The following is a 25,407-nucleotide window of genomic DNA, read 5'->3' on the forward strand; positions in this document are numbered from 1 at the left end:
GGTTGCAGTCCTTACCGGTACAGGCCTCTATGGATTTCACGTCGCAGGAAGGCGTCGACTCCGGGTATTCCCGGGTGCTCTACTCAGTCCGCTGATTGAGATGAGCAGGTTAAGCCACTACCTCTGTAACGTGAAAGACGACGAGATATACGCAAAATTATTCAGGATGCGCCAAGGCGGCGAAAGAGAGAATCTCCGGAACTGACATCATCAGTGAGTCAGTAACAGGGGTGAACGAGCAAGCCGACGCAGAAGCAATCTGAAAAATGACGCGTATAAATGGAATCTTCTCTGGTGATACATCCCAGGCTGTTCCCCTGCTAATTGCGCTGTGTTTCCGTTTGAAATACAGGCGACCGACACTCTGCGCCTCTTAAGCGCGCGACAACCGTGAGGTTGGCGACGTGAAACAGACACGAGGCCATCGGTTCCCCCCGGCAAGGCAATACTCTGCCCGCAGCTTAGTCGTCAATGTAAGAATAATGAGTAAGTTACGATGAAAAGAATGTTAATCAACGCAACTCAGCAGGAAGAGTTGCGCGTCGCCCTTGTTGATGGGCAGCGCCTGTACGACCTGGATATCGAAAGCCCCGGGCACGAACAGAAAAAAGCGAACATCTACAAAGGCAAAATTACCCGTATTGAACCTAGCCTTGAAGCCGCGTTTGTTGATTACGGCGCCGAGCGTCATGGTTTCCTCCCCCTCAAAGAAATCGCCCGCGAATACTTCCCTGCCAACTACAATTCTCATGGTCGTCCGAATATTAAGGATGTGCTGCGTGAAGGTCAGGAAGTGATTGTGCAGATTGATAAAGAAGAACGTGGCAACAAAGGCGCCGCGCTCACCACCTTTATCAGCCTGGCGGGTAGCTATCTGGTACTGATGCCAAACAACCCGCGCGCGGGCGGTATCTCACGCCGCATCGAGGGTGACGATCGTACCGAACTGAAAGAAGCGCTGGCCAGCCTTGAGCTGCCGGACGGCATGGGGCTTATCGTACGCACCGCCGGCGTCGGCAAATCTGCCGAAGCGCTGCAGTGGGACCTGAGCTTCCGTCTGAAACACTGGGAAGCCATCCAGAAAGCCGCTGAAAGCCGCCCGGCGCCGTTCCTGATTCATCAGGAAAGCAACGTCATCGTGCGCGCCTTCCGTGATTATCTGCGCCAGGATATCGGCGAAATCCTGATCGATAACCCAAAAGTGCTTGAGCTGGCTCGCCAGCACATCGCCGCACTGGGTCGCCCGGATTTCAGCAGCAAAATCAAACTGTACACCGGTGAAATTCCGCTGTTCAGCCACTATCAAATCGAATCGCAGATTGAATCCGCCTTCCAGCGCGAAGTGCGCCTGCCTTCCGGCGGGTCTATCGTTATCGACAGCACCGAAGCGTTAACCGCTATCGATATCAACTCCGCTCGCGCCACCCGCGGCGGCGACATCGAAGAAACGGCATTCAACACCAACCTGGAAGCGGCCGATGAGATTGCCCGCCAGCTGCGTCTGCGTGACCTCGGCGGCCTGATTGTCATCGACTTCATCGACATGACGCCGGTACGCCACCAGCGCGCGGTCGAAAACCGCCTGCGCGAAGCGGTGCGCCAGGATCGTGCGCGCATCCAGATCAGCCACATCTCTCGCTTCGGTCTGCTCGAAATGTCGCGTCAGCGCCTGAGCCCGTCGCTGGGTGAATCCAGCCATCACGTCTGCCCGCGCTGTAGCGGTACCGGCACCGTGCGTGATAACGAATCCCTGTCGCTCTCTATCCTGCGTCTGATTGAAGAAGAAGCGCTGAAAGAGAACACCCAGGAAGTTCACGCCATCGTGCCTGTGCCGATTGCGTCCTACCTGCTGAACGAAAAACGTGCCGCGGTGAGCGCCATTGAAACCCGTCAGGGCGACGTTCGCGTGATCATCGTCCCGAACGATCAGATGGAAACCCCGCACTACTCCGTGCTGCGCGTGCGCAAAGGCGAAGAGACCTCTACCCTGAGCTATCTGCTGCCTAAACTGCACGAAGAAGAGATGGCGCTGCCTGCGGATGAAGAGCCTGCCGAACGTAAACGCCCTGAGCAGCCGGCCCTGGCCACCTTCGTGATGCCGGACGTACCGCCTGCGCCAGAGCAGGACGTTCCTGTTGCCGCACCTGCCGCCGCGAAACCCGCGGTAGCCACTGCCGCGCCGGCGCAGCCTGGTCTGCTCTCACGCTTCTTTGGCGCCCTGAAAAACATCTTCTCCGGCGCAGAAGAAACTAAACCGGCAGAACCTCAGGTAGAGAAGAAAGCCGAAGAGAAACCGGAACGTCAGCAAGAGCGTCGTAAACCGCGGACCAACAATCGCCGCGATCGCAACGATCGTCGTGATAACCGCGACGGTCGTGATAACCGCGACAGCCGCGCTGAAAATACGGAAGGCCGTGAGCCTCGCGAATCCCGCGAGGAAAATCGCCGTAATCGTCGCGAGAAGCAGCAGCAGAATGTCGAGCCGCGTGAATCTCGCCAGACGGTGACCGAGGACGCGGAAAAAGGCAAAGCGCGCGATGAGCAGCAGCCGCGCCGTGAGCGTAATCGTCGTCGTAACGACGACAAGCGCCAGGCCCCGCAGGAAGCTAAAGCACCAACGCGCGAAGAGCCGGTAGCCCCGCAGGAAGTCGAACAGGAAGAGCGCGTTCAGACGATGTCCCGACGTAAACCGCGTCAGTTATCCCAGAAGGTTCGCATTGAATCTGCGGTCGCTGAAACGGCTGCTCAGGTTGTTGAAACCGCGGCTGCGGTCCAGCCGGAAGCCGTCGCTCCGCGCACGGAACTGGCGAAAGTCGATCTGCCTGCCGTCGTTGAACATAATGGCGACCATGACGACAACAGCGAGTCCCGCGAAGCCAACGGTATGCCGCGTCGCTCTCGTCGCTCGCCGCGTCATCTGCGCGTCAGCGGTCAGCGCCGTCGTCGTTACCGCGATGAGCGTTACCCGACCCAGTCGCCGATGCCGCTGACCGTAGCCTGCGCATCCCCGGAAATGGCGTCAGGTAAAGTGTGGATTCGCTACCCGGTTGTCCGTGCCCAGGATCAGCAGCAGGAAGAACAGCAGGTTCAGGCGTCCGTTACTGAAACTGTCGCGCCGGTTGCTGTCGCTGAAGCCGCCATCGCAGAAGTGGTCGCCCCGGCGGTTGCCGAGGCAGCGCCTGTTGCCGCCGAACAACCTGTCGTAGCCGAAGCGACCGTCGCTGAAGCCGCGCAGACTGTTCAGCCGGAGGTCGCCGCGCAGGACGTTATCGCCGCAGAAACCCCGGTTGTAACGGCCGAAACCAGCGTTGCGCCGGTTGCTGCCGAGCCGGAAGCTGCCGCTGAAGCCGTTGTTGAGGAGACTGCACCGGTTGTGGCGCAAGAAGTTCCTGCCGCACAGGCCATCGAGCCGACGCCGGTCGTTGAAGCCGCTCCGGTGGTAGAAACAGCGCCGGTCGTCGAATCAGCGCCTGCTCCGGTGGTGGCCGCCGCGCCAGCGGCAGCGGTTATCGTGTCTCACCGTCACGCGACCGCCCCGATGACGCGTGCCCCGGCGCCAGCCTACGAGCCAGAAGCGCCGCGTCACAGCGACTGGGTTCGCCCGTCGTTTGCCTTTGACGGCAAAGGCGCTGCAGGCGGCCACAGCGCGACTCATCAGGCGACGGCGGAACCTACCCGTCCGCAACCTGCCGAGTAAACGCAGCACGTCATAAAAAAACCGGCCTCTGGCCGGTTTTTTTATTCCGCCTCCGGGCGCTGCATCCCGGCAACCTGCGGCATCACTTCGCGCATCAGATCGAGAAACTTTCGTAGTCGGGTTGGATAATAACGCGCCCACGGATAGACCAGGTGGACCGGCAGCGGAGAGGCCCGCCACTGCGGAAACGGCTCAACCAGCCGACCGGCGGCAATATCCTCGGCCACCGCCCAGCTCGACACGATAGCCGCGCCCAGCCCCGCCAGCGCCGTATTACGGGCCACATACACGCTATCGGTACTCAGACACGGCACAATACCAAACGCCAGCTCCCGGCTATCCTCCTGATGCTGCAACTCCACTTCATGTTGATAAAAGGTGCTGATGGCCACCCACGGCAACCGCGACAGATCCTGAGGTATCGCTAATGCCGGGTATTGCGCCAACAGCGCGGGGGCGACCACCAGGCTACGCGGAACTTCAGCCAGCTGTACCGATACCGTAGCCGGGTCAACTTCGGCGCCCACCCGAATCGCGCAATCGATATTATCACTGAGAAAATCGACGGTTTTGTCATTGAGCATCCACTCCACCGCCAGCTGCGGATAGCGTTGCAGAAAATTGACCAGCGGACCCAGCAGCTGCTGCTGACCAAAAGCATGAGGCGCCCGCACGCGCAGCACCCCCACCGGCCGATCGTCCGCGATACTCATCTCATCCTCCAGCGCCAGCCAGGCATCCACCACCTGACGCGCGTGCTGATAACAGCGCTCGCCATCATCGGTGAGCTTCATAGCATGCGTTGTACGCAGAATCAGTCGACTACCGAGCATGCTCTCCAGCGACTGCAGACGGCGGCTGACCGTCGCCTGGGTGGTATCCAGCTGCCGGGCCGCCGAAGAGAGTGAACCGGCCTCGACGATGCGAATAAAGGTCCGCATCAGTTCAATGCGATCTATACGTTCCTGTCTCTTCATTATCATTTTCTCTATACGTGAAGCGTATAACCGTTTTACCACCACGCTATCTACCGCGCCAGCGGCATTCGGGGAAGAATAGCCCCATCTCATCTACGAGGACTTCATCATGACCCCGACTCCACTCTCCTCCCGCGAAGCGGGCTGGATTATTTTTATACTCGCTCTTGGCGCTGGTTTTAGCGTGGCTTCTATTTATTACGCGCAGCCTCTGCTCCCGCTGATGGGGGCCAATCTGCATCTGAGCGTTGAAGGGATGGGCCTCGTCCCGACCCTGACCCAGGCCGGCTACGCGCTGGGCATTCTGTTTCTGCTGCCGCTCGGCGATCGCCACGACCGACGAACGCTGATTCTGCTGAAAAGCGCGGCGCTGGCGGTCCTGCTGCTGCTGTGTAGCCTGACGGGCCAGCTCACGTCACTGCTGGTGGTCAGCTTATTGATCGGGATGGCCGCGACGATGGCGCAGGATATTGTTCCGGCGGCGGCGATTCTGGCCCCGGCGGGGAAACAGGGGAAAATGGTCGGGACGGTGATGACCGGCCTGCTGCTGGGAATTCTGCTCTCGCGGACCGTCAGCGGACTGGTCGGTGCGCTGTTCGGTTGGCGGGTGATGTATCAGGCGGCGGCCGTCAGTATCGCCCTCATCGGTCTGCTGATGTGGCGTATTCTGCCCCGCTTTGCGATTCACTCCACGTTAAGCTATCCGCAGCTGATGAAATCCATGGCGCACCTGTGGCAACGCTATCCTGCGTTACGACGCGCGGCAGTGGCCCAGGGCTTTTTATCCATCGCTTTCAGCGCCTTCTGGTCAACGCTGGCGGTGATGCTGCTCGCTCATTATCAGATGGGCAGCGCCGTGGCCGGGGGATTCGGCATCGCCGGTGCAGCCGGGGCCCTTGCCGCGCCCCTGGCGGGCGGACTGGCCGATAAATATGGCGCCGGAAGGGTCACTCAGCTGGGCGCGGGGCTGGTTACCCTCTCGTTTGCTCTGATGTTCCTGATGCCGGTACTGCCGCCACATGGTCAGCTGCTGTTGATTGGTCTTGCGGCCATCGGCTTCGATCTCGGTCTGCAGTCCAGCCTGGTCGCCCACCAGAATCTGGTTTACAGCCTCGAGCCGCAGGCCCGCGGCCGCCTGAACGCCCTGCTGTTCACCGGCGTGTTCATTGGTATGGCGCTCGGCTCGGTCCTCGGCAGTCGGCTGTACGTCGTTGCCGGCTGGAACGGCGTCGTTATTCTGGCCGTGGTGACCGGCGCCATCGCGCTGGCGATTCGTCTGCGGGAAAGCGCCCGTCTGGCATCCGTAGCGCGCGCAGTCCGCTAAAAAAAACCCGCTCCGCCATGCGGAACGGGTCTCTTACAATCCGGCGTCTGGCGTCAGGCCGTACGTCGGGCAAACTCTTTTACCCGGAAGCCCAGCGCCATTAAGGTGGCAAAATACGCCACCACGCCCACCGCCACGACCGCCATCAGGCGCAGCAGACGGAACGGCATAGCACCCTGCGACCACTCCGGCATGATATACATCATGCCCAACAGCGCCGCCGACATCACCAGCACCGCAACCACCAGGCGCAGCAGAAAGGAGAACCATCCCGGCTGCGGAGTAAAGATTTTTTGTTTGCGCAGCTGCCAGTACAACAGACCGGCGTTAAGACAGGCCGCCAGACCGATAGACAGCGACAGCCCGGCATGCTTCAGCGGGCCAATAAAGATCAGGTTCATCACCTGGGTCATAATCAGCGTAACGATCGCGATTTTTACCGGCGTTTTAATGTCCTGCCGCGAATAAAAGCCCGGCGCCAGTACCTTAACGACAATCAGCCCCATCAGTCCGACGGAGTAAGCCACCAGCGCGCGTTGGGTCATCGCGGCATCAAAAGCGTTGAATTTCCCGTACTGGAACAACGCAACGGTGAGCGGCTTCGCCAGGATCCCCAATGCCACGGCGCTGGGCAACGCCAGCAAAAAGCACAGGCGCAGCCCCCAGTCCATCAGGCGGCAGTACTCATCATGATTACCGCTGGCAAAGCTTTTTGACAGCGAGGGCAGCAGGATAGTCCCCAGCGCCACGCCAAGCACCCCGGACGGAAACTCCATCAGACGATCCGCGTAATACATCCACGACACCGAACCTGACACCAGGAACGAGGCGAAGATAGTGTTGATAATCAATGAAATTTGACTGACGGAGACGCCGAGGATCGCCGGCCCCATCTGCTTGACCACCCGCATTGCGCCGGCATCTTTCAGGTTAATGCGCGGCAGAACCAGCATGCCAATTTTTTTCAGATGCGGCAGTTGATAGGCCAGCTGCAGCACCCCGCCGACGGTCACCGCCCACGCCATCGCCAGCATAGGCGGGTGAAAATAGGGCGCGGCAAACAGGGCAAAGCCAATCATACTGACGTTGAGGAACGTCGGAGCGAAGGCGGGAACGGAAAAACGGTTCCAGGTGTTAAGGATCGCCCCGGCTAACGACGCCAGTGAAATCAACAGAATATAAGGAAAGGTGATGCGCAACAGCTGGGTGGTCAGGGTAAATTTATCCGCGCTGTCGGCAAAACCGGGCGCGGTCACGGTAATCACCCAGGGCGCCGCCAGCATGCCAAGAAGGGTAACGACCGCCAGAACCAGCGTCAGCAGGCCAGAAACATAGGCCACAAACACGCGGGTCGCCTCTTCGCCCTGCTTGCTTTTATATTCGGCAAGAATGGGAACAAATGCCTGAGAGAACGCCCCTTCAGCGAAGATACGGCGCAGTAAATTCGGTAATTTAAACGCGACGAAAAAGGCATCCGTCGCCATCCCTGCGCCAAAAATTCGCGCGACGATAGCATCACGCGCAAATCCGAGAACGCGTGAAAACATGGTCATCGAACTGACTGCTGCCAGTGATTTTAAAAGGTTCATTAACGTCTTATTCCACAACCCTGAAGTAAAACGCCCGCGATTGCGGGCGCTGGAAAGTGGCGATAGTCTACCGGGTTCGTCATGAATTACTACTCCCAGATGTTACAACCAATTATTCACTCATTGCCTCGCGCCAGAGTTTTTCGACCACCCGTTGGGCCAGCAGCGCCTGCTCACCGGCGGTTTCCGGAACCGTCTGATTTTGCACGCATTCGATAAAATGACGCGCGCAGCCGACAAAACCTCGCTGCTCCAGCGTGGTTTGCCAGCCCGGAACCGGGCGCATCATCAGCCCCTGACCGCGCTCCTCCTGCCATTCGCGCATATCACAGACGCCGTACAGTGCGCCGTCGGTCACGGCCTGCACCCACTCCCGCTGGCTGCCGGCGCGACGGTGCATGCTGGTGGTGACCTCCAGTTGGGGCGTGCTGAAGTGGTGTTCAGCATAGAGCATTTCGCCGTGGGCCGTGGTTTGCAGCGAGCCGCCGCTCAGGCGCGCGGTACCGCCCGCCAGCCACAGCGCGGTATCCACCACATGCAGATAATCATCCAGGAGCGTAAAACGCAGATCGTGGCCGACGCTGTCGCTGCGATGCTTATCCATACGCAGCGATGCGGCGCTGCCCATCTGCGTTTTGAGTTCACGGTACAGCGGCGCAAAGCGACGGTTAAAACCGACCATCAGCGTGAGCTTGCGGCGCGCCGCCAGTTCGACCAGCGACTCGGCCTCATTCAGCTTATCGGCCAGCGGTTTATCCACGCACACATGCACCCCGGCATTCAGCAGGCGGCTGACGACCTCAAAATGCGACGCCGTTGACGTATGCACAAAGACCGCATCGCACTGCGCCGCCAGCTGCTCCAGCGAGTCGGCATAAGGAATGCGCCAGGCATCGCAGATACGTAGCGCTTTCTCTTTACCCGGCGACCAGGCCGCCTGCAGCGTCCAGTCGTCTGCAGCACCCAGCACCGGCAGCCAGGCCTTCTGCGCGATGCCCCCTAACCCCACCACGCCAATGCGTAATTTTGCGCTCACGATTAGTCTCCCAGGTGAGCCAGCAGCGAGGCCAGTCGCTCTTTCAGTTCCGCGACTTCCCCTTCCAGCGTCTCAACCCGCGCGAGGAGATCATCGGTCGGCGGCGAGACGGCTTCAACGGCGGTAATAAGCGAGTCCATATCATCGCAAAACAGATGCATATAGCGGGATTCTCGTTTTCCCGGCTCGCGCGGCAGACGAGCGACGAAAGGCCCGTCATCCCGGGTGGCCAGCGCTTCCAGCACGCTCTCCACTTCCGCCATATCGCTAAAGTCATGCATTCGCTGCGCGCGGCTGCGCAACTCGCCCGGCGTCTGCGCGCCGCGCAGCAGCAGCGTTGTCACAACCGCCACTTCCGCCGGAGACAGTTTCAGATCGCCAAATTCAGAATTACAAAACCGCTGCTCATATTTGGTCACCCGGTTGCCGAAACCGCTGACGGTACGCAGGTAATGGCGTTTGACCAGGGCATCCAGCAGATCCTGAATATCACTTTCGCTCAGCGACATCACCGGCTCGCGGTTGGTTTTCTGATTGCAGGCAGTCACCACCGCATTGACCGACAGCGGATACTGCTCAGGCGTGGTGACCTGTTTTTCCAGCAAACAACCGATGACGCGCGCTTCGTGTGCGGTTAACTGATATTTCATGCTTTCTCCTCAGCGACCCGGAGTCCAGTCCGGGGTCGTCAACGCCGTCAGTACGTGGTCACGCCACTGCCCGTCAATCAGCAGGTAATTTTTGGCGTACCCCTCTTTTTCAAAGCCAAGACGAGCCAGTAAATCGCCGCTACGTTGATTATGCGGCATGTAGTTGGCCATGATGCGATGGATATGCTGCGTGCGCTGCATATAGCGAATCGCCGCGGTCAGGGCTTCAAACATCAGCCCCTGGCCTTGCCACTTCTCGCCAATGGAATAACCGAGGTAGCAGGCATGAAACGACCCGCGTACCACATTGGAAAAATTTGCCACGCCGATAATTTCTTTCTCTTGCGGATCGAGCAGCGCAAAATAGAATGCCGATCCCTGTTTATGAAACTCGGAAATCATCGATAAACGCGCCTGCCAGCCAGAGGGGTAGCAGTGGCTGTCGTCGCGCACCGGCTCCCAGGGTTTTAAGAACCCTTTATTCTCCGCGTAATAATCGGCCAGACGCCAGGCGTCACGATCGTATACCAGCCGCACCACCAGCCTGTCCGTCGTCAAACGCACCTTAGGTACGTTACTGCGATAGCCAAACATTCCCTTCTCCTGTTCCCCTGACTGATTACCCTGCTCTCTTCACTATACCTGTCCTGAACGCTTGTGTGAAAACAGCAACATACCATTTTCTGCACCAGCTCCCTTTTTCGATGAATAGACTCTATCGATCTTGCATTTTGATAAAAAAATATTGTCGCAAGGATGCTGGGAAAGTCAGCATATTCCCCGCACACTATCCCGGTAACTGTTTATTTTCCCTGGAGGGGAAATGTCCCGCGTATCGCAGGCAAGGAGCCTGGGTAAATATTTCCTGTTGGTCGACAACATGCTGGTGGTGCTGGGCTTTTTTGTCGTCTTTCCGTTGATTTCTATTCGCTTTGTTGACCAGATGGGCTGGGCGGCGCTGATGGTCGGGATTGCGCTCGGCCTGCGTCAGCTGGTACAGCAAGGATTAGGCATTTTTGGCGGCGCGGTCGCCGATCGCTTTGGCGCCAAACCGATGATCGTCACCGGCATGCTCATGCGCGCGGGCGGTTTCGCGGCAATGGCCGTGGCCCATGAGCCGTGGGTTCTGTGGCTCTCCTGCATTCTCTCCGGCCTCGGCGGCACGCTGTTCGATCCGCCGCGCGCCGCGCTGGTCGTCAAGCTGGTGCATCCGCATCAGCGCGGGCGGTTCTTTTCGATTCTGATGATGCAGGACAGCGCCGGGGCGGTGATCGGCGCCCTGCTCGGCAGCTGGCTGCTGCAATATGACTTCCGTCTTGTCTGCAGCGTGGGCGCGGCGTTGTTTGTCGCCTGCGCCGCGTTCAACGCCTGGTATCTCCCGGCGTGGAAGCTCTCCACCGTGAAAACCCCGGTTCGGGAAGGTCTGGGCCGGGTGCTGCGCGATAAGCGCTTTGTCACCTACGTTCTGACGCTCACCGGCTACTACATGCTGGCCGTCCAGGTGATGCTGATGCTGCCGATTATGGTCAACGACATCGCCGGTTCACCGACCGCGGTGAAATGGATGTACGCCATTGAAGCCACTATCTCGTTGACTCTGCTCTACCCCATCGCCCGCTGGAGCGAACAGCGCTTTCGCCTGGAACATCGGCTGATGGCCGGGTTACTGGTGATGACCGTCGCCATGTTGCCCATTGGCTTGACCAGCAATTTACAGCAGCTGTTTACCCTAATTTGTCTCTTCTATATGGGCTCGATCATCGCCGAACCAGCGCGGGAAACGCTGGGCGCCTCTTTAGCCGACGCCCGGGCGCGCGGCAGCTATATGGGCTTTAGCCGACTGGGGCTGGCCTTTGGCGGCGCGTTTGGCTACGCCGGCGGCGGATGGTTGTTCGATGCGGGTAAAGCGCTGAATCAGCCCGAACTGCCGTGGCTGATGCTGGGTATTATCGGTCTGTTTACCTTCATTGCCCTGTGGTGGCAGTTCAGCCAGAAGCGCTCGACATCCGGCATGCTGGAGCCACGTACCTGACCCGGCCCGCAACGTAAGGCCTGTTTTCAGCATTTTCCGCTAGTGCGCCGAATGCTGGCAGGCCATGCTGCTTTATGTCAGGATAAGCCCTGGTATGACCGTTAAGGAATCCAATGAAAAAGATGTTTATCGTGGCCGCGCTGCTTGTCAGCGGCCTTCTGAGCGGCTGTAACCAGCTCACGCAGTATTCAGTCAGCGAGCAGGAAATTAACCAGGCGCTGCAGAAACGTAACCATTTCGCTAAAGATATCGGCCTGCCGGGCGTGGCGGATGCGCATATTGAATTACGCGATCTGACCAGCGCGATTGGCCGTGAAGAGCCGAACAAAGTGACGCTGAGCGGTATTGCCAACCTGGATCTGAACTCGTTGTTCGGCAATCAGAAAGCCACCATCGATCTGAAGCTCAAGGCGCTGCCGGTCTTTAATAAAGACAAAGGCGCGATCTTCCTGCAGGAGATGGAAGTGGTTGATGCGAAAGTGTCGCCTGAGAAGCTGCAGTCCGTCGTGCAAACGCTGATTCCCTACCTGAACCAGTCTCTGCGCAGCTATTTTAACCAACAGCCAGCCTACGTTCTGCGCGAAGACGCCAGCACCGGCGAAGCGCTGGCGAAAAAATACGCGAAAGGCATCGAGGTGAAACCGGGCGAAATTATCATCCCGTTCACCGATTAATATGACGGGCGCTGCGGCGCCCGTTTTTTTACGGAAATTGATGCAAAGGAAAACGTTTACGCTTATCCTTAGTGCCCGGCAAAAACAGCCCTGATGACTGACCCTATTAGCCGGAGCTTTCCATGACAGCACAACCCCAGGTATTGAAAATCCGCCGCCCTGACGACTGGCATATCCATCTGCGCGATGACGATATGCTGAAGACCGTCGTGCCTTACACCAGTGAGTTTTATGGCCGGGCGATCGTGATGCCGAATCTGGTGCCGCCTGTCACCACCGTTGAAGCGGCGATAGCCTATCGCCAGCGAATCCTTGACGCCGTTCCCGCCGGGCACGACTTTACGCCGTTGATGACCTGCTACCTGACCGATACGCTCGACCCGGCAGAGCTGGAGCGTGGATTCCACGCTGGCGTATTCACGGCGGCCAAACTCTACCCGGCCAATGCCACCACCAACTCCAGCCACGGCGTCACCAGCATCGATGCCATTATGCCGGTACTGGAGCGCATGGAAAAACTGGGTATGCCGCTGCTGGTTCACGGTGAAGTCACTCACGCCGAGATCGATATCTTCGATCGCGAAGCGCGCTTTATCGAAACGGTAATGGAGCCGCTGCGTCAGCGTTTACCGGGTCTGAAGGTGGTATTTGAACATATCACCACCAAAGATGCCGCCGAATACGTCCGCGACGGCAACGAACTGCTGGCCGCGACCATTACGCCTCAGCACCTGATGTTTAACCGTAACCACATGCTGGTTGGCGGCGTGCGCCCCCATCTTTACTGTCTGCCGATTCTGAAACGCAATATTCACCAGCAGGCGCTGCGTGAACTGGTTGCCAGCGGTTTTACCCGCGCGTTTCTGGGAACCGACTCCGCCCCGCACGCCCGCCATCGTAAAGAAGCCAGCTGCGGATGCGCCGGCTGCTTTAACGCGCCGACCGCGCTGGGCAGCTATGCAACGGTGTTTGAAGAGATGAATGCCCTGCAGCACTTCGAAGCGTTTTGTTCACTGAACGGTCCGCGTTTCTACGGCCTGCCGGTGAATGAGACCTTTGTTGAGCTGGTGCGCGAAGAGAGCGCCGTCGTTGAAAGCATCGCCCTGCCGGACGATAGCCTGGTGCCTTTCCTTGCCGGTGAAACCCTGCGCTGGACGATGAAAAAATAAAAGCGTTGCCCCTTGTTGTAAATGCAAACCTAATACTGTATAAATAAACAGTATATTACACAGGGGGCAATCATGCGCATCGAAGTGTCTATCGCCAAATCCACAGCCTTACCCAACGGCGCCTTAGAAGCGCTAAACAATGAACTCTCCCGACGCATCGAACAGCAGTTCCCGGCTCATTCAAGCCAGGTAACCGTACGTTTTGCCGCCAATAACAATTTGTCGGTCATTGGCGGCCTGAAAGAAGATAAAGACCGGATAAGCGAAATCCTGCAAGAAACCTGGGAAAGCGCTGATGACTGGTTTGTCCATGACGTATCCTGACCCTCTCTGGCGGTATGCTGCTGCAGAATGGCGTAGGCTCTGAGCAAACTGAGCAGGCCCCTCTGAAGCCGCCGCCAGGACATAGCGTCAGGGACAGCAAATTTTATTTGCTCCCTCATTGTGCTTTTTTTGCCGGGTCGCCCCGGCTTTTTTTATCCCCGTTTCAGCCTCAGATTTTTCTTTTTTCTCCCGTTCATTTGCTTAAGAAATAACGTTTCGCGGATCGCGTCCTGTACAAAAAATCACCAAAAAGAGGTGACCTCGCCCCGTTTGATTTAATTTCTCGAGTTTATTCTTAACACCTGATATAATTAACTTGCTTCAAAAAATATGCATTAAACCTCGAGAATTGTTGTCTTTTAACATATGAATAAGGGGTTATGATGGAAAAGAATAATGAAGTCATCCAGACCCATCCCCTCGTCGGATGGGACATCAGCACCGTTGATAGCTACGATGCCATGATGTTGCGCCTGCACTACCAAAACCCCACTCATGAAAGCAGTAACGAAGCTGAAATTGGCCAGACGCTATGGCTAACGACGGAAGTCGCACGTCAATTTATTTCTATCCTGGAAGCAGGTATTGCGAAGATAGAATCAGGTGAATACCAGGTAAACGAGTACCGCAGGCATTAATAATAATGCCGCGATCGATATACGCCAACTCAACAGGCACCTGCGGGTGCCTGATTTATTTTCGGGCTTGTATATGTGCAGGTTGTTAATTACCCTGCTAATAAAGCAAAAAACCGGAACAGACCATGCAATACGACCTCATCATTATCGGCAGCGGCTCCACTGGCGCCGCTGCCGGCTATTATGCCCGCCGGGCTGGACTTAACGTGTTGATGACCGACACGCATACCCCTCCGCATCAGGAAGGCAGCCATCACGGTAATACGCGCCTTATCCGCCACGCCTACGGTGAAGGAGAGAGATATGTCCCGCTGGTGCTGCGTGCGCAGGCGCTGTGGGATGAGCTTGCTACTCTCAGCGGCGAGGCCATCTTCGAACGCACCGGGGTGATTAACCTCGGCCCGGCAAACTCGGCGTTTCTCAGCAACGTTGCCAACAGCGCCCGGGAGTTTCAGCTGAACGTCGAAGAGATGGATGCTCCGGCTATCATGGCCCGCTGGCCTGAGATTCGCGTCCCGGAAGATTACCGGGGAATATTCGAACCGGCATCCGGGGTGTTACGTAGCGAGCTGGCCATCGAAACCTGGATACGTCTTGCACGTGAGGCGGGCTGCGCTCAGCTGTTTAATTGCCCGGTTACCGCCATACATCATCACCCGGATGGCGTGACCATCGACACCGCCGACGGCAGCTACAGCGGCAAGAAACTGCTGGTCAGCGCCGGGACGTGGGTCACGTGTCTGCTGCCCGGCCTGCCGATCCAGCCGGTGCGCAAAATCTTTGCCTGGTTCCAGGCTGATGGCCGCTACAGCAGCAAAAACAACTTCCCGGCATTTACCGGTGAGCTGCCCAACGGCGATCAGTTCTATGGTTTTCCGGCGCAAGACAATGAGCTGAAGATCGGCAAGCACAACGGCGGGCAGCTTATCTCCACGCCAGAAGAACGTACGCCATTTGGCGCGGTGGTCACCGACGGCTCTGAGTCGTTCAGCTTCCTGCGTAACGTGCTGCCCGGTATCGGCGGCTGTCTGCATGGCGCCTCCTGTACCTACGATAATACGGCGGATGAAGACTTTATTATCGACACCCTCCCCGGCCATCCTGAGACGCTGCTGATTAGCGGATTAAGCGGCCATGGTTTCAAATTCGCCCCGGTACTGGGGGAGATTGCCACGCAGTTTGCCCTGGGGGAGACGCCAGCCTTCGACCTGAGCCCCTTCTCGCTGGCACGCTTTCAGCGATAACCTGCCGCCGTGCGCGGTGTTGATTCGGGCAATAAAAAACGGCCTCAAAAGAGGCCGTTCATCACAGAGAGAGTTTATGCGTCGCCTGTATGATTTACTGGTCAACAACGTCCGCGAGCACTTTATGATTTATCTCGCGCTGTGGCTGCTGCTGGCGATCGTTGATCTTATCTGGTTATGGTTTTTCTGAGGTTTCAGGATCCGGGATCCCCAGCTTCGTGTTCAGACGGCCGCGAGATTTGTTGAAGATCTTATTGCCATTTTCCCGCCCGGCGCGCAGCTGACGCTGCTCCTCTTCCGGCAGCTTATGCTCTTCCATGCACGCCTCGCTACAGCAGCCGGCAAACTTCCCGGCGCAGCTCGGGCACTGGATAAACAGCAGATGGCAGCCGTCATTCAGGCAATTAGTATGGCTATCGCACGGCGCGCCGCACTGATGGCAGTGGGCAATCACGTCATCGGAGATGCGCTCGCCCATCCGCTCGTCAAAGACAAAGTTCTTACCGATAAAGCGTACCGGCAGCCCCTGTTCACGCGCGCGGCGGGCATACTCAATAATCCCGCCCTCAATGTGCCAGACTTTACTGAAGCCGTTGTGCTTCATCCAGGCACTGGCTTTTTCACAACGAATACCGCCGGTGCAGTACATAACGATTTTTTTATCTTTATGTTCCTGCATCATCTCGACCGCTTTCGGCAGCTGATCGCGGAATGTGTCCGCCGGAATTTCAAGCGCCTGTTCAAAATGGCCCACTTCGTACTCGTAGTGGTTGCGCATATCGATAAACACCGCCTCAGGATCGTCCAGCATCGCATTCACTTCCGCCGCTTTCAGGTAATCGCCAACGTCTGAGGCATCAAACGTCGGATCATCGATCCCATCCGCCACGATACGATCGCGGACTTTCAGACGCAGCACCCAGAAGGATTTTCCGTCGTCGTCCAGCGCGATGTTCAGACGCAGACCATCCAGCGCCGGGTCAAAGGCGTAGAGAAACTCACGTAACGCGTCGACCTGACTCTCCGGCACGCTGATTTGCGCATTGATTCCTTCGTGGGCCAGATAGATACGCCCAAAGACGTTTAATCTGGTGAGGGCAATCCACAATGCATCGCGCGTGGCTTTTGGATCCACAATGGTGAAATATTTATAAAACGAGATCGTTGTACGCGGTTCGCTCTCAGCTAACATCTGCGCTTTTAACGTCTCATTTGAAATGCGGTTATGTAACACTGGCATGGTGTACCTGCTCGACATAGGAAATGAGGTAAATAAACGGCCGGCATCATATAGCAAACGACGTTAATTTACATCCCCACATTTTGCGCTACATTCATTTCACTCCTGTTGGTTCGCATTTAACAATAAATGCCACCTGGGACAGCCGTTTTGGCTGAAGCATGAAAAAATGCGATAATAGAATGAGTTGCTTATTTAAACAGGTATGAGATGACCCATTTACCTAAATTTTCCGCGGCGCTGCTGCATCCGCGTTACTGGCTGCTTTGGCTAGGTATTGGCCTGCTGTGGCTGGTTGTTCAGCTTCCCTATCCACTGATTTACCGGCTTGGCAATGCGATTGGCCGCCTGGCAATGCGCTTCATGAAACGTCGCGCCAGAATCGCTTACCGTAACCTGGAGCTGTGCTTCCCGGACAAAAGCGAAGAAGAGCGTCATCAAATGGTGGTGCAAAACTTCGAATCGGTGGGGATGGGTTTAATGGAGACCGGGATGGCCTGGTTCTGGCCGACCCGGCGTATTGCGCGCTGGACCGACTCCATCGGCGTCGAGCATATCCGGGAAGTGCAGGCGCAACATCGCGGCATTCTGCTGATCGGCATCCACTTCCTGACGCTGGAAATGGGGGCGCGGATGTTTGGCATCAACGAACCCGGCATCGGCGTCTACCGCCCGAACGACAATCCGGTGATTGACTGGCTGCAAACCTGGGGTCGGCTGCGTTCGAATAAAGACATGATCGACCGTAAGGACCTGAAAGGGATGATCCGCGCGCTGAAAAAAGGCGAAGTGATCTGGTATGCGCCGGACCACGACTACGGCCCGACCGCCAGCGTATTCGTGCCGCTCTTTGCCGTCGACCAGGCGGCAACGACGTCGGGGACCTGGATGCTGGCGAAGATGTCGAAAGCGTGCATTGTTCCGTTCGTGCCGCGGCGTAAACCCGACGGGAAAGGCTATGAGCTGATTATTCTGCCGCCGGAATGCGATCCGCCGCTTGATGATGCGGAGACGACCGCCGCCTGGATGAACCGTATCGTCGAGAAATGCATCCTGATGGCGCCGGAGCAATATATGTGGCTGCACCGCCGCTTCAAGACCCGCCCGCCCGGCGTACCTTCGCGCTATTAACTGTGCTTCCTCCGGCGGCCCGATGCTGACCGGAGGTACCTTCCGCTTTAGCTTTAAACGCTCTTCGCCATTGCGATAATCGTTACGCAGGCGCATAATTAGCAGGCTCATCTTTTGTTTTTTTGTCCTGCATGGCAGGCCAATGGAAGCCTATGTCGTCTGCTGATAGTCCGATTAACTGGAAGCGAAATCTCACGGTCACCTGGCTCGGCTGTTTTTTGACCGGCGCCGCCTTTAGCCTGGTCATGCCCTTTCTCCCGCTGTACGTCGAGCTGCTTGGCGTGACGGGCCACAGCGCCCTGAATATGTGGTCCGGGCTGGTATTCAGCATTACCTTCTTGTTCTCCGCCGTGGCCTCTCCCTTCTGGGGCGGCCTGGCCGATCGCAAAGGGCGCAAAATTATGCTGCTGCGCTCCGCGCTGGGGATGGCCATTGTCATGATGTTGATGGGGCTGGCGCAAAATATCTGGCAGTTTCTGGTGCTACGGGCTTTGCTGGGGCTGTTGGGAGGTTTTATTCCCAATGCCAATGCCCTGATCGCCACCCAGATCCCCCGGCAGAAGAGCGGCTGGGCGCTGGGTACGCTTTCCACCGGAGCCGTCAGCGGCGCGCTGCTTGGCCCGCTGGCGGGCGGCTTTCTTGCCGACCATTGGGGGTTGCGCACCGTTTTCTTTCTCACCGCCAGCGTCCTGCTCGTCTGTTTTATCCTGACGCTGTTTTTCATCCGCGAGCAGTTCGTCCCGGTCGCCAGGAAAGAGATGCTTAATGCCAGAGATGTCTTTTCGTCCCTGAAAAGCCCAAAGCTGGTCCTGAGTCTGTTTGTCACTACGATGATTATTCAGGTCGCCACCGGCTCGATTGCCCCTATTCTGACGCTCTACGTACGAGACCTGGCCGGAGACGTCGGGAATATCGCCTTTATCAGCGGAATGATTGCCTCCGTTCCGGGCGTCGCGGCGCTGATCAGCGCTCCGCGCCTCGGTAAGCTCGGGGATCGTATCGGGCCGGAAAAAATCCTTATCGTCGCACTGACGGTCTCCGTACTGCTGCTGATACCGATGTCGTTCGTCCAGACCCCGTTGCAGCTGGCTATTTTGCGTTTTCTGCTGGGGGCCGCCGACGGCGCGCTGCTGGTGTACAACTCAACCAGTCAGGTTGCCGGGCGCATTTTTAGCTATAACCAGTCCTTTCGCGATATCGGCAACGTCACCGGCCCATTGATCGGCGCATCGGTGTCTGCCAGCTATGGCTTCCGGGCGGTGTTCTTTGTCACCGCGGCGGTCGTCCTGTTCAACGCGGTCTATTCCGCCCTCAGCTTGCGGCGCACTTCTACAGATGAATCCGCGCAGGACGCGGACCCGGGTGGCCGTTCAGTAAATTAAGCTCAACAGCACAGCCTTTCCTTGACGCAACGCTCAGCGCCTTCTATAGATTGAATCGTGTCCATTTTTCATTCTTCTTAGGGGGTTATCTATGCCAAAGGATGCGATTTTCTATGCCACGCTCGAAGAAGCTATCGATGCGGCCCGCGAAGAGTTCCTGGTCAATAATCCGGATAGCGACGAGGAGAGTGCCAACATTGAGCAACTGAATATCCAAAAATACGTTCTGCAGGATGGCGATATCGCCTGGCAGGCCGAATTTTTTGCCGACGAAGATGAAGAAGGCGAATGCCTGCCGATATTAAGCGGCGAAGCGGCACAGAGCGTTTTTGACGGCGACTATGACGAGATAGAGCTGCGTCAGGAGTGGCTGGAAGAGAATACGCTGCATGAGTGGGACGAAGGAGAATTTCAGCTGGAGCCCTCTCTGGATACCGAAGAGGGGCAGACTGCCGCCGATGAGTGGGATGAACGCTGATTAGTTGTACGGACCGTGGCTGGCATCAAGCGGCAGCAGCAACGTATCGAACACCAGCGAAAAAGGCAGATCGAGAATGGTGATGTAGCGCCATGATGAGTCGCGCACATCCCACTGCACGCCGGGGTAATACTGATTGCCATGCCCCTGCCCCGGCACCGTGCGGCTAATAATACTGCCGCAGCCGCTGAGCAGCAGCGCCATGGCGATAACCCATAAAATTCTCATCAGCGACCTCCCTTCTCAGATAAAAAAATACCGGCAATATTGCCGGTATTTTCCTTCACAGACGGCTTATTTCGTTTTCAACGCCAGCGGGTTAAGCGTCACCTGCTGATAGGCGTTCACCCACGAAGAGTATTTCTCCGGCGCGGCCCACACGCGGTAGTGCAAACGTGCCAAGGTGACCGGGTCGCTCAACAGCACCAGACGACGGTCGCGATTGAGTTTGTCGGGCGTCTCGTTCAGCGCTTGTTCAACGTGACGTTCGCGGGCGATATCCAGAATGTGGCCATGACGGTGACGTGCGGTTGCCATTGCCGTCGCCAGCGCGTTGAAGGACGGGTTAAACACGGCGTGCATAAAACCATTGTCCAGGGAACGCTGACGGTTCAGGGTCAGATACGCATCGGTATCCTTCAGTACCTGCGGCGGGGAGTACTCTTCCGGGATCAGGAACAGCTTCCAGCGTTTGGTACGCAGACCGACGGTGGCCCGACTGGAAATCACCGACACGAACGGCGACAGGATCAGCGAGACAACGATCGGCGCCAGCCAGAACAGGAAACGCAGATCCAGCCACGCCATACCGACCGCCCACACCAGACCCAGCAGCAGCTGCGAGCCATGGCGCATAAAGGCTTCACCCCACGGGGTGGAGTCATCATCACGCTGCGGAGAGTTCCACACCACTTCCCAACCGAGGAACGCGCTGACCACAAACACGGTGTGGAACAGCATACGCACCGGCGCCAGCAGTACCGAGAACAGCACTTCCAGCAGCAAAGAGAGCGTGACGCGAATAAAGCCGCCGTACTCTTTTGAGCCTTTGCACCACACCAGAATAATGCTCAGCAATTTCGGCAGGAACAGCAGTACCATCGTCGAGGCGAACAGCGCAATCGCCAGCTCAGGACGCCACTGCGGCCATACCGGGAACAGCTGCCGCGGCTGCAGGAAGTACTGCGGCTCAGTCAGCGCATGTACCACCTGTAGCGCGGTCGACAGGGCGAGGAACATGAACCATAGCGGCGCCGACAGGTAGGACATAACGCCGGTCAGGAACACCGCACGGTGTACCGGGTGCATACCTTTAACCAGGAACAGACGGAAGTTCATCAGGTTACCGTGGCACCAGCGGCGGTCACGCTTGAGTTCATCCAGCAAGTTCGGCGGCAATTCTTCATAAGAGCCCGGCAGATCGTAGGCAATCCACACGCCCCAACCGGCACGACGCATTAGCGCCGCTTCCACGAAGTCGTGCGACAGAATCGACCCGGCAAACGACCCTTCTCCCGGTAGCGGCGCCAGCGCACAATGTTCGATAAACGGCTTCACGCGGATAATGGCGTTGTGACCCCAGTAGTGCGATTCGCCAAGCTGCCAGAAGTGCAGACCGGCGGTGAACAGCGGACCGTAAACGCGGGTCGCAAACTGCTGACAGCGGGCATACAGAGTGTCCATGCCCGAAGCGCGCGGCGACGACTGGATGATCCCGGCATTCGGGTTCGCTTCCATCAGACGCACCAGCCCGGTCAGACATTCGCCGGTCATCACCGAGTCAGCATCCAGCACCACCATGTAGCTGTACTGGCTGCCCCAGCGACGGCAGAAGTCATCGATGTTACCGCTTTTACGCTTCACACGACGGCGACGACGACGGTAGAAAATCTGTCCCTCGCCCTGCACTTCCGCAATCAGCTCCATCCACGCTTTCTGCTCGGCGACGCAAATATCCGGATTGTAGCTGTCACTCAGGATATACACGTCGAAGTGCTGCTGTTGCCCTGTCGCCTTCACCGACTCCCAGGTGGCACGCAGGCCGGCGAATACGCGATCGACGTCTTCGTTGCAGATAGGCATAATCAGCGCCGTAAGGTGTTCCGGGTTCAGCGGTTCGTTGCCGATGGTCGAGGCGGAGATACTGTACTTATCGCGCCCCATCAGCAGCTGCAGGAAGCCCATCAGCGCGGTCCAGAAACCGGCGGAAACCCAACAGAACAGAATCGCGAACAGGATCAGGATCCCGGTTTGCAGCACGTATGGCAGCAGCTGCATGAAGGAAATCCACAGATTCTGCCCGACCATGTCAGCCGGATTGATGAGCGCCCACCCCTGATACGGCAGGATGGTTTTCATATACCAGGTTGCGACAACGGTCTGCGCCAGCGTCAGCAGCAGCAGGATGTAACGACGGATAGTCCCGACGGTACGCCACTTCTGCTCGCTCTCCTGCTCTTCCTTGGTCAGGCGAGAGAGATAGCGCGGGGTCACGTCACGTCCGCGTAACCGATCCCAGAAACGCCCAACCGGGTTGGTGCGCCACGGGTCCGGGAACATTGAGGAGCGTTTTGCTTTCGGCATTGCGTTGAGCTGAGTACGCCCTTCATCATCTTTTATCAGCTGGTGACCGGCCAGAGAGTCTGGCCAGCTGTGTTCCAGTCGTGATTTCACGGAACCCAGCGGGGAATCGTCTTCACGAACAAAAGTATGATGTTCAGCGTCCAGCGCTTCATGTACGGCCTGCAGGCTTGTATCAGGCAGCGCGGCTTTTTCAGCCTCAGACAGCGGCAACGCGTCAATGTACTTCGTTATCTTATTCATTGGCAGGCAGCTGATAGCTCCAGGTTTCACTCAGCGTCTGGTCAGCATTGACCAGCGCAGCGCGCATTTCCGTGGTTTTCTTCGGATCTTTCACCTTCACACGCAGAATCATACGCCAGCCCTTAATCACCGGGTTATAACGCACGGTATTCTCAACGATTTCTGCGTTATCGCCGATGCTCGCCTGCGCCGTGACCGGCGTATCTGACGGCAGTTTTTTCATATCTGCGCCGACGAAGTCAACGATAAAGGCAATGGTGCCATCCGGCTGACGAATCAGGTTCGACTGCTTCACATCACCGGTAGAACGGCGGGTCTGCATCACATAGGCGTTATCCGGCGCGTGCAGTTTGTCTTCATCGCGGCTGAAGGTAATCGAGTATTTGAAGTTCATCTCTTTACCCGGCTCCGGCAGCTGATCCGGCGTCCAGTAAGTCACGATATTGTCGTTGGTTTCATCATTGGTCGGGATTTCAACCAGTTCGATTTTACCTTTACCCCAGTCACCCTTCGGCGTGATCCAGGCGCTCGGGCGCAGATCGTAACGATCGTCGAGGTCCTCAAAACGCGAGAACTGACGGCCACGCTGCAGCAGGCCAAAGCCCTGCGGGTTTTCCATCGCATAGCTGCTGACAGCCAGATGCTTCGGATTGTTCAGCGGACGCCAGATCCACTCGCCGTTACCGGCAAGAATCGACAGGCCGTTAGAATCGTGCAGCGCCGGACGATAGTTGGTCGCCGGAGAAGGTTGATTCGGCCCGAACAAGAACATGCTGGTCAACGGCGCAACGCCCAGCTTGCCGACTTTGTCACGCAGATACACTTTGGACTGCACGTCAACGACGGTATCGCGGCCCGGCATAATCACAAAACGGTAGGCGCCGGTCGCACGTGGGGAATCAAGCAGGGCATAAATCGTCAGACGCTTATCCGTAGCTTTCGGATGCTCAATCCAGAACTCACGAAAACGCGGGAATTCTTCGCCGGAAGGCAGCGCGGTATCGATAGCCAGGCCGCGCGCGGAAAGCCCGTATACCTGGCCCTGTCCCAGAACACGGAAGTAGCTGGCGCCGAGCATGCTGACGATTTCGTCGTTCTTATCTTTGCTGTTGATCGGGTACAGTACTTTGAAGCCGGCGAAGCCCAGGTCTTTCACCGTATCTTTATCATGCTGGACGCTGCCAAAATTAAAGTAATCCGGATTATATTTAATCTTACGCACGCTGTTTGCCGTCACTTCGTTAATGGTGACCGGCGTGTCGAAGTACATACCCTGATGATAAAATTCAAGTTTGAATGGGGTTTTCTGATTGTTCCAGTAAGCCTTATCGTGATTAAACTGGATTTGCTGGTAGTCCGCGTATTTCATGTCGCGGAAAGCGGAGGGCAGGTTGCTCTTCGGCGCTTCATAGCCTTTTCCGGCTAACGCTTTGGCCTCTTTTGCAACGTCATCAATGCTAAACGCCCATGCAGATGAAGTACACAGGGACAACATTACGGCTGCGCTTAACCAGCGCATTTTCATCATCTGTGGTTTAAGTTTCATATAAGTAAGCACTTCCCCCTTTGTGTGCTTAAATCGATCCGATCTATTTTAATGGTAATTCAGGCAATCCGACAACATAATCCCTGCTTTGTTCACCTTAGCGGCGCAGGTAACAGGCAGTTAACTGCCGCATTGGTACTTTACGTACTTATCCTGGAGACAGGGTTCCAGAGTTGATGTAGGGTTGCAGAGAATTTAAACGTTATCACGTTGAGTGATAAGACGAATTGTCCGAGAATGTAGTGATATTGTATGAATAATACGCCGGTACAACGTGAATATTTCTTCGATAGCATCCGCGCATGGCTGATGTTACTGGGGATCCCTTTTCATATATCACTGATCTATTCCAGCCACAGCTGGCATGTGAATAGTATCGAGCCCTCCTGGTGGCTGACGCTGTTTAACGATTTTATCCATGCGTTTCGCATGCAGGTCTTCTTTGTGATTTCTGGCTACTTTTCCTACATGCTTTATTTGCGTTATCCGCTGAAGAAGTGGTGGAAAGTGCGCGTTGAGCGTGTCGCCATTCCTATGCTGACCGCCATTCCCCTGCTGACGCTGCCACAGTTCCTCATGCTGCAATACGTTAACGGCAAGGCCGAAAACTGGCGCGCCCTCTCGGGTTACGACAAATTCAATACTCTGGCGTGGGAACTGGTCTCTCACCTGTGGTTTTTACTGGTGCTGGTGGTCCTGACGTCTCTGGGCGTCGTGCTGTTTCGGTGGCTGACCGGCCGCCGTTCAGGCAATGAGTCAACCTTTGGTGACACTGTCACATTAGGTCAGCTATCGATGGTTTTCCTGGCGCTTGGCGTGCTTTACGCGGTGATCCGCCGCTCGCTGTTCGTCCTGTATGCTCCCTTGCTCAGCAACGGTCTGTTCAATTTCATCGTGATGCAGACGCTGTTTTACCTGCCCTTCTTTATTCTCGGCGCCCAGGTATTTATCAATCCGCGCTTGAAAACGCTGTTCACTACGCCGTCGCCATGGTGCTTCGTCGGCGCTCTGCTGGGCTTTATCGCCTATCGCCTGAATCAGCAATATGGTTCCGGCGACGGCTGGATGTATGAAACCGAGTCGGTTATTACCATGGTACTGGGTCTGTGGATGGTGAACGTGGTCTTTTCTCTTGGCCACCGTCTGCTGAACTTCCAGTCGGCGCGGGTGACCTATTTTGTTAATGCTTCGCTGTTCATTTATCTGGTGCACCACCCGCTGACTCTGCTTTACGGCGCCTGGCTGGCGCCGGCGATCAAATCCAATATGCTAGGGTTTATGGCGGGCTTAGTCTTCGTGATCGGTATTGCGCTGATGCTATATGAAATTCATCTGCGTATTCCCCTGCTACGTTTTCTGTTTTCGGGGAAATTTCAGCCAAGAGCGGCTACGGCTCAGGTTTCCGCAGGCTGATAGCCTGCGGATATCAGGCGGTGGTGGGTCGGGACGGCGC

At 56.9% G+C, this 25,407-nt stretch carries 22 protein-coding genes; 13 read left to right on the top strand and 9 right to left on the bottom strand.

What is annotated here, in order from left to right:
• Nucleotides 1-496: 496 nt before the first annotated feature.
• Complete coding sequence (rne, locus tag Electrica_RS15705; protein WP_141964920.1) at nucleotides 497-3,697, top strand: ribonuclease E; 3,201 nt, start codon at nucleotides 497-499, stop codon at nucleotides 3,695-3,697.
• 41 nt (nucleotides 3,698-3,738) lie between these two features.
• Here the strand turns inward: rne and Electrica_RS15710 are convergent, their stop codons facing one another.
• On the bottom strand, nucleotides 3,739-4,767 hold the full coding sequence (locus tag Electrica_RS15710) for a LysR family transcriptional regulator (RefSeq protein ID WP_165457189.1): 1,029 nt from the start codon (nucleotides 4,765-4,767) through the stop codon (nucleotides 3,739-3,741).
• A 16-nt stretch (nucleotides 4,768-4,783) separates the two neighbouring features.
• On the opposite strand from Electrica_RS15710, the gene Electrica_RS15715 reads away from it, so the two are divergent.
• Nucleotides 4,784-5,998 (top strand): MFS transporter, encoded by a 1,215-nt coding sequence (locus Electrica_RS15715; RefSeq protein ID WP_131049987.1) that lies wholly within the window; start codon nucleotides 4,784-4,786, stop codon nucleotides 5,996-5,998.
• Between the two features lie 53 nt (nucleotides 5,999-6,051).
• Here the strand turns inward: Electrica_RS15715 and murJ are convergent, their stop codons facing one another.
• The 4 genes from murJ to rimJ all read right to left on the bottom strand — a co-directional run bounded on the left by murJ (nucleotide 6,052) and on the right by rimJ (nucleotide 9,867).
• Nucleotides 6,052-7,587, bottom strand: coding sequence for a murein biosynthesis integral membrane protein MurJ (gene murJ / locus Electrica_RS15720; protein ID WP_141964921.1), 1,536 nt, complete (start codon nucleotides 7,585-7,587; stop codon nucleotides 6,052-6,054).
• A 112-nt stretch (nucleotides 7,588-7,699) separates the two neighbouring features.
• Nucleotides 7,700-8,623 carry a Gfo/Idh/MocA family protein gene (locus Electrica_RS15725; RefSeq protein ID WP_141964922.1) on the bottom strand — a complete coding sequence of 308 codons (924 nt, stop codon included), beginning with the start codon at nucleotides 8,621-8,623 and terminating at the stop codon, nucleotides 7,700-7,702.
• 2 nt (nucleotides 8,624-8,625) lie between these two features.
• On the bottom strand, nucleotides 8,626-9,273 hold the full coding sequence (locus Electrica_RS15730; protein ID WP_141964923.1) for a YceH family protein: 648 nt from the start codon (nucleotides 9,271-9,273) through the stop codon (nucleotides 8,626-8,628).
• Between the two features lie 9 nt (nucleotides 9,274-9,282).
• Entirely contained in the window at nucleotides 9,283-9,867 is a 585-nt protein-coding gene (rimJ, locus tag Electrica_RS15735) for a ribosomal protein S5-alanine N-acetyltransferase (RefSeq protein ID WP_100685141.1), read from the bottom strand.
• Nucleotides 9,868-10,096: 229 nt separating this feature from the next.
• Between rimJ and mdtH the strand changes: the two genes are divergently transcribed.
• From mdtH to Electrica_RS15775, 7 genes are all read left to right on the top strand, one after another.
• Entirely contained in the window at nucleotides 10,097-11,305 is a 1,209-nt protein-coding gene (mdtH, locus tag Electrica_RS15740) for a multidrug efflux MFS transporter MdtH (RefSeq protein WP_131049990.1), read from the top strand.
• A gap of 113 nt (nucleotides 11,306-11,418) precedes the next feature.
• Nucleotides 11,419-11,979, top strand: coding sequence for a lipoprotein (locus Electrica_RS15745; protein ID WP_131049991.1), 561 nt, complete (start codon nucleotides 11,419-11,421; stop codon nucleotides 11,977-11,979).
• Between the two features lie 122 nt (nucleotides 11,980-12,101).
• Entirely contained in the window at nucleotides 12,102-13,148 is a 1,047-nt protein-coding gene (pyrC, locus tag Electrica_RS15750; RefSeq protein WP_100685144.1) for a dihydroorotase, read from the top strand.
• Nucleotides 13,149-13,220: 72 nt separating this feature from the next.
• Entirely contained in the window at nucleotides 13,221-13,472 is a 252-nt protein-coding gene (dinI, locus tag Electrica_RS15755; RefSeq protein ID WP_100685145.1) for a DNA damage-inducible protein I, read from the top strand.
• 383 nt (nucleotides 13,473-13,855) lie between these two features.
• Nucleotides 13,856-14,110: a biofilm formation regulator BssS gene (bssS, locus tag Electrica_RS15765; protein ID WP_100685146.1), complete on the top strand. Its 255-nt coding sequence runs from the start codon at nucleotides 13,856-13,858 to the stop codon at nucleotides 14,108-14,110.
• Nucleotides 14,111-14,235: 125 nt separating this feature from the next.
• Nucleotides 14,236-15,354 (top strand): N-methyl-L-tryptophan oxidase, encoded by a 1,119-nt coding sequence (gene solA / locus Electrica_RS15770; protein WP_141964924.1) that lies wholly within the window; start codon nucleotides 14,236-14,238, stop codon nucleotides 15,352-15,354.
• 76 nt (nucleotides 15,355-15,430) lie between these two features.
• Nucleotides 15,431-15,544: a YceO family protein gene (locus Electrica_RS15775; protein WP_004860490.1), complete on the top strand. Its 114-nt coding sequence runs from the start codon at nucleotides 15,431-15,433 to the stop codon at nucleotides 15,542-15,544.
• Here the strand turns inward: Electrica_RS15775 and trhO are convergent.
• Nucleotides 15,530-16,594: an oxygen-dependent tRNA uridine(34) hydroxylase TrhO gene (gene trhO, locus Electrica_RS15780; protein WP_141964925.1), complete on the bottom strand. Its 1,065-nt coding sequence runs from the start codon at nucleotides 16,592-16,594 to the stop codon at nucleotides 15,530-15,532. The genes Electrica_RS15775 and trhO overlap by 15 nt on opposite strands.
• A gap of 210 nt (nucleotides 16,595-16,804) precedes the next feature.
• Between trhO and Electrica_RS15785 the strand changes: the two genes are divergently transcribed.
• The 3 genes from Electrica_RS15785 to Electrica_RS15795 all read left to right on the top strand — a co-directional run bounded on the left by Electrica_RS15785 (nucleotide 16,805) and on the right by Electrica_RS15795 (nucleotide 19,585).
• Nucleotides 16,805-17,725 carry a Kdo(2)-lipid IV(A) acyltransferase gene (locus Electrica_RS15785; protein WP_100685149.1) on the top strand — a complete coding sequence of 307 codons (921 nt, stop codon included), beginning with the start codon at nucleotides 16,805-16,807 and terminating at the stop codon, nucleotides 17,723-17,725.
• A 152-nt stretch (nucleotides 17,726-17,877) separates the two neighbouring features.
• Nucleotides 17,878-19,107 (top strand): multidrug efflux MFS transporter MdtG, encoded by a 1,230-nt coding sequence (gene mdtG / locus Electrica_RS15790; protein ID WP_141964926.1) that lies wholly within the window; start codon nucleotides 17,878-17,880, stop codon nucleotides 19,105-19,107.
• Between the two features lie 91 nt (nucleotides 19,108-19,198).
• Nucleotides 19,199-19,585 carry a MysB family protein gene (locus tag Electrica_RS15795; protein ID WP_131049995.1) on the top strand — a complete coding sequence of 129 codons (387 nt, stop codon included), beginning with the start codon at nucleotides 19,199-19,201 and terminating at the stop codon, nucleotides 19,583-19,585.
• Here Electrica_RS15795 and Electrica_RS15800 read toward each other — a convergent pair whose 3' ends face one another.
• The 3 genes from Electrica_RS15800 to mdoG form a co-directional block, all read right to left on the bottom strand.
• Nucleotides 19,586-19,813 (bottom strand): YceK/YidQ family lipoprotein, encoded by a 228-nt coding sequence (locus tag Electrica_RS15800; RefSeq protein WP_100685152.1) that lies wholly within the window; start codon nucleotides 19,811-19,813, stop codon nucleotides 19,586-19,588.
• 66 nt (nucleotides 19,814-19,879) lie between these two features.
• A complete protein-coding gene (gene mdoH, locus Electrica_RS15805; RefSeq protein ID WP_141964927.1) occupies nucleotides 19,880-22,408 on the bottom strand; it encodes a glucans biosynthesis glucosyltransferase MdoH in 2,529 nt (842 codons plus the stop codon).
• Nucleotides 22,401-23,954 (bottom strand): glucans biosynthesis protein MdoG, encoded by a 1,554-nt coding sequence (gene mdoG, locus Electrica_RS15810; protein ID WP_165457190.1) that lies wholly within the window; start codon nucleotides 23,952-23,954, stop codon nucleotides 22,401-22,403. The genes mdoH and mdoG overlap by 8 nt, the downstream gene beginning before the upstream one ends.
• A 252-nt stretch (nucleotides 23,955-24,206) precedes the next feature.
• Here mdoG and mdoC point away from each other — a divergent pair, with 252 nt between their 5' ends.
• Complete coding sequence (mdoC, locus tag Electrica_RS15815) at nucleotides 24,207-25,367, top strand: glucans biosynthesis protein MdoC (protein ID WP_141964928.1); 1,161 nt, start codon at nucleotides 24,207-24,209, stop codon at nucleotides 25,365-25,367.
• Nucleotides 25,368-25,407: the final 40 nt, after the last annotated feature.

The organism is Klebsiella electrica (assembly GCF_006711645.1).
GTDB lineage: Bacteria > Pseudomonadota > Gammaproteobacteria > Enterobacterales > Enterobacteriaceae > Klebsiella > Klebsiella electrica.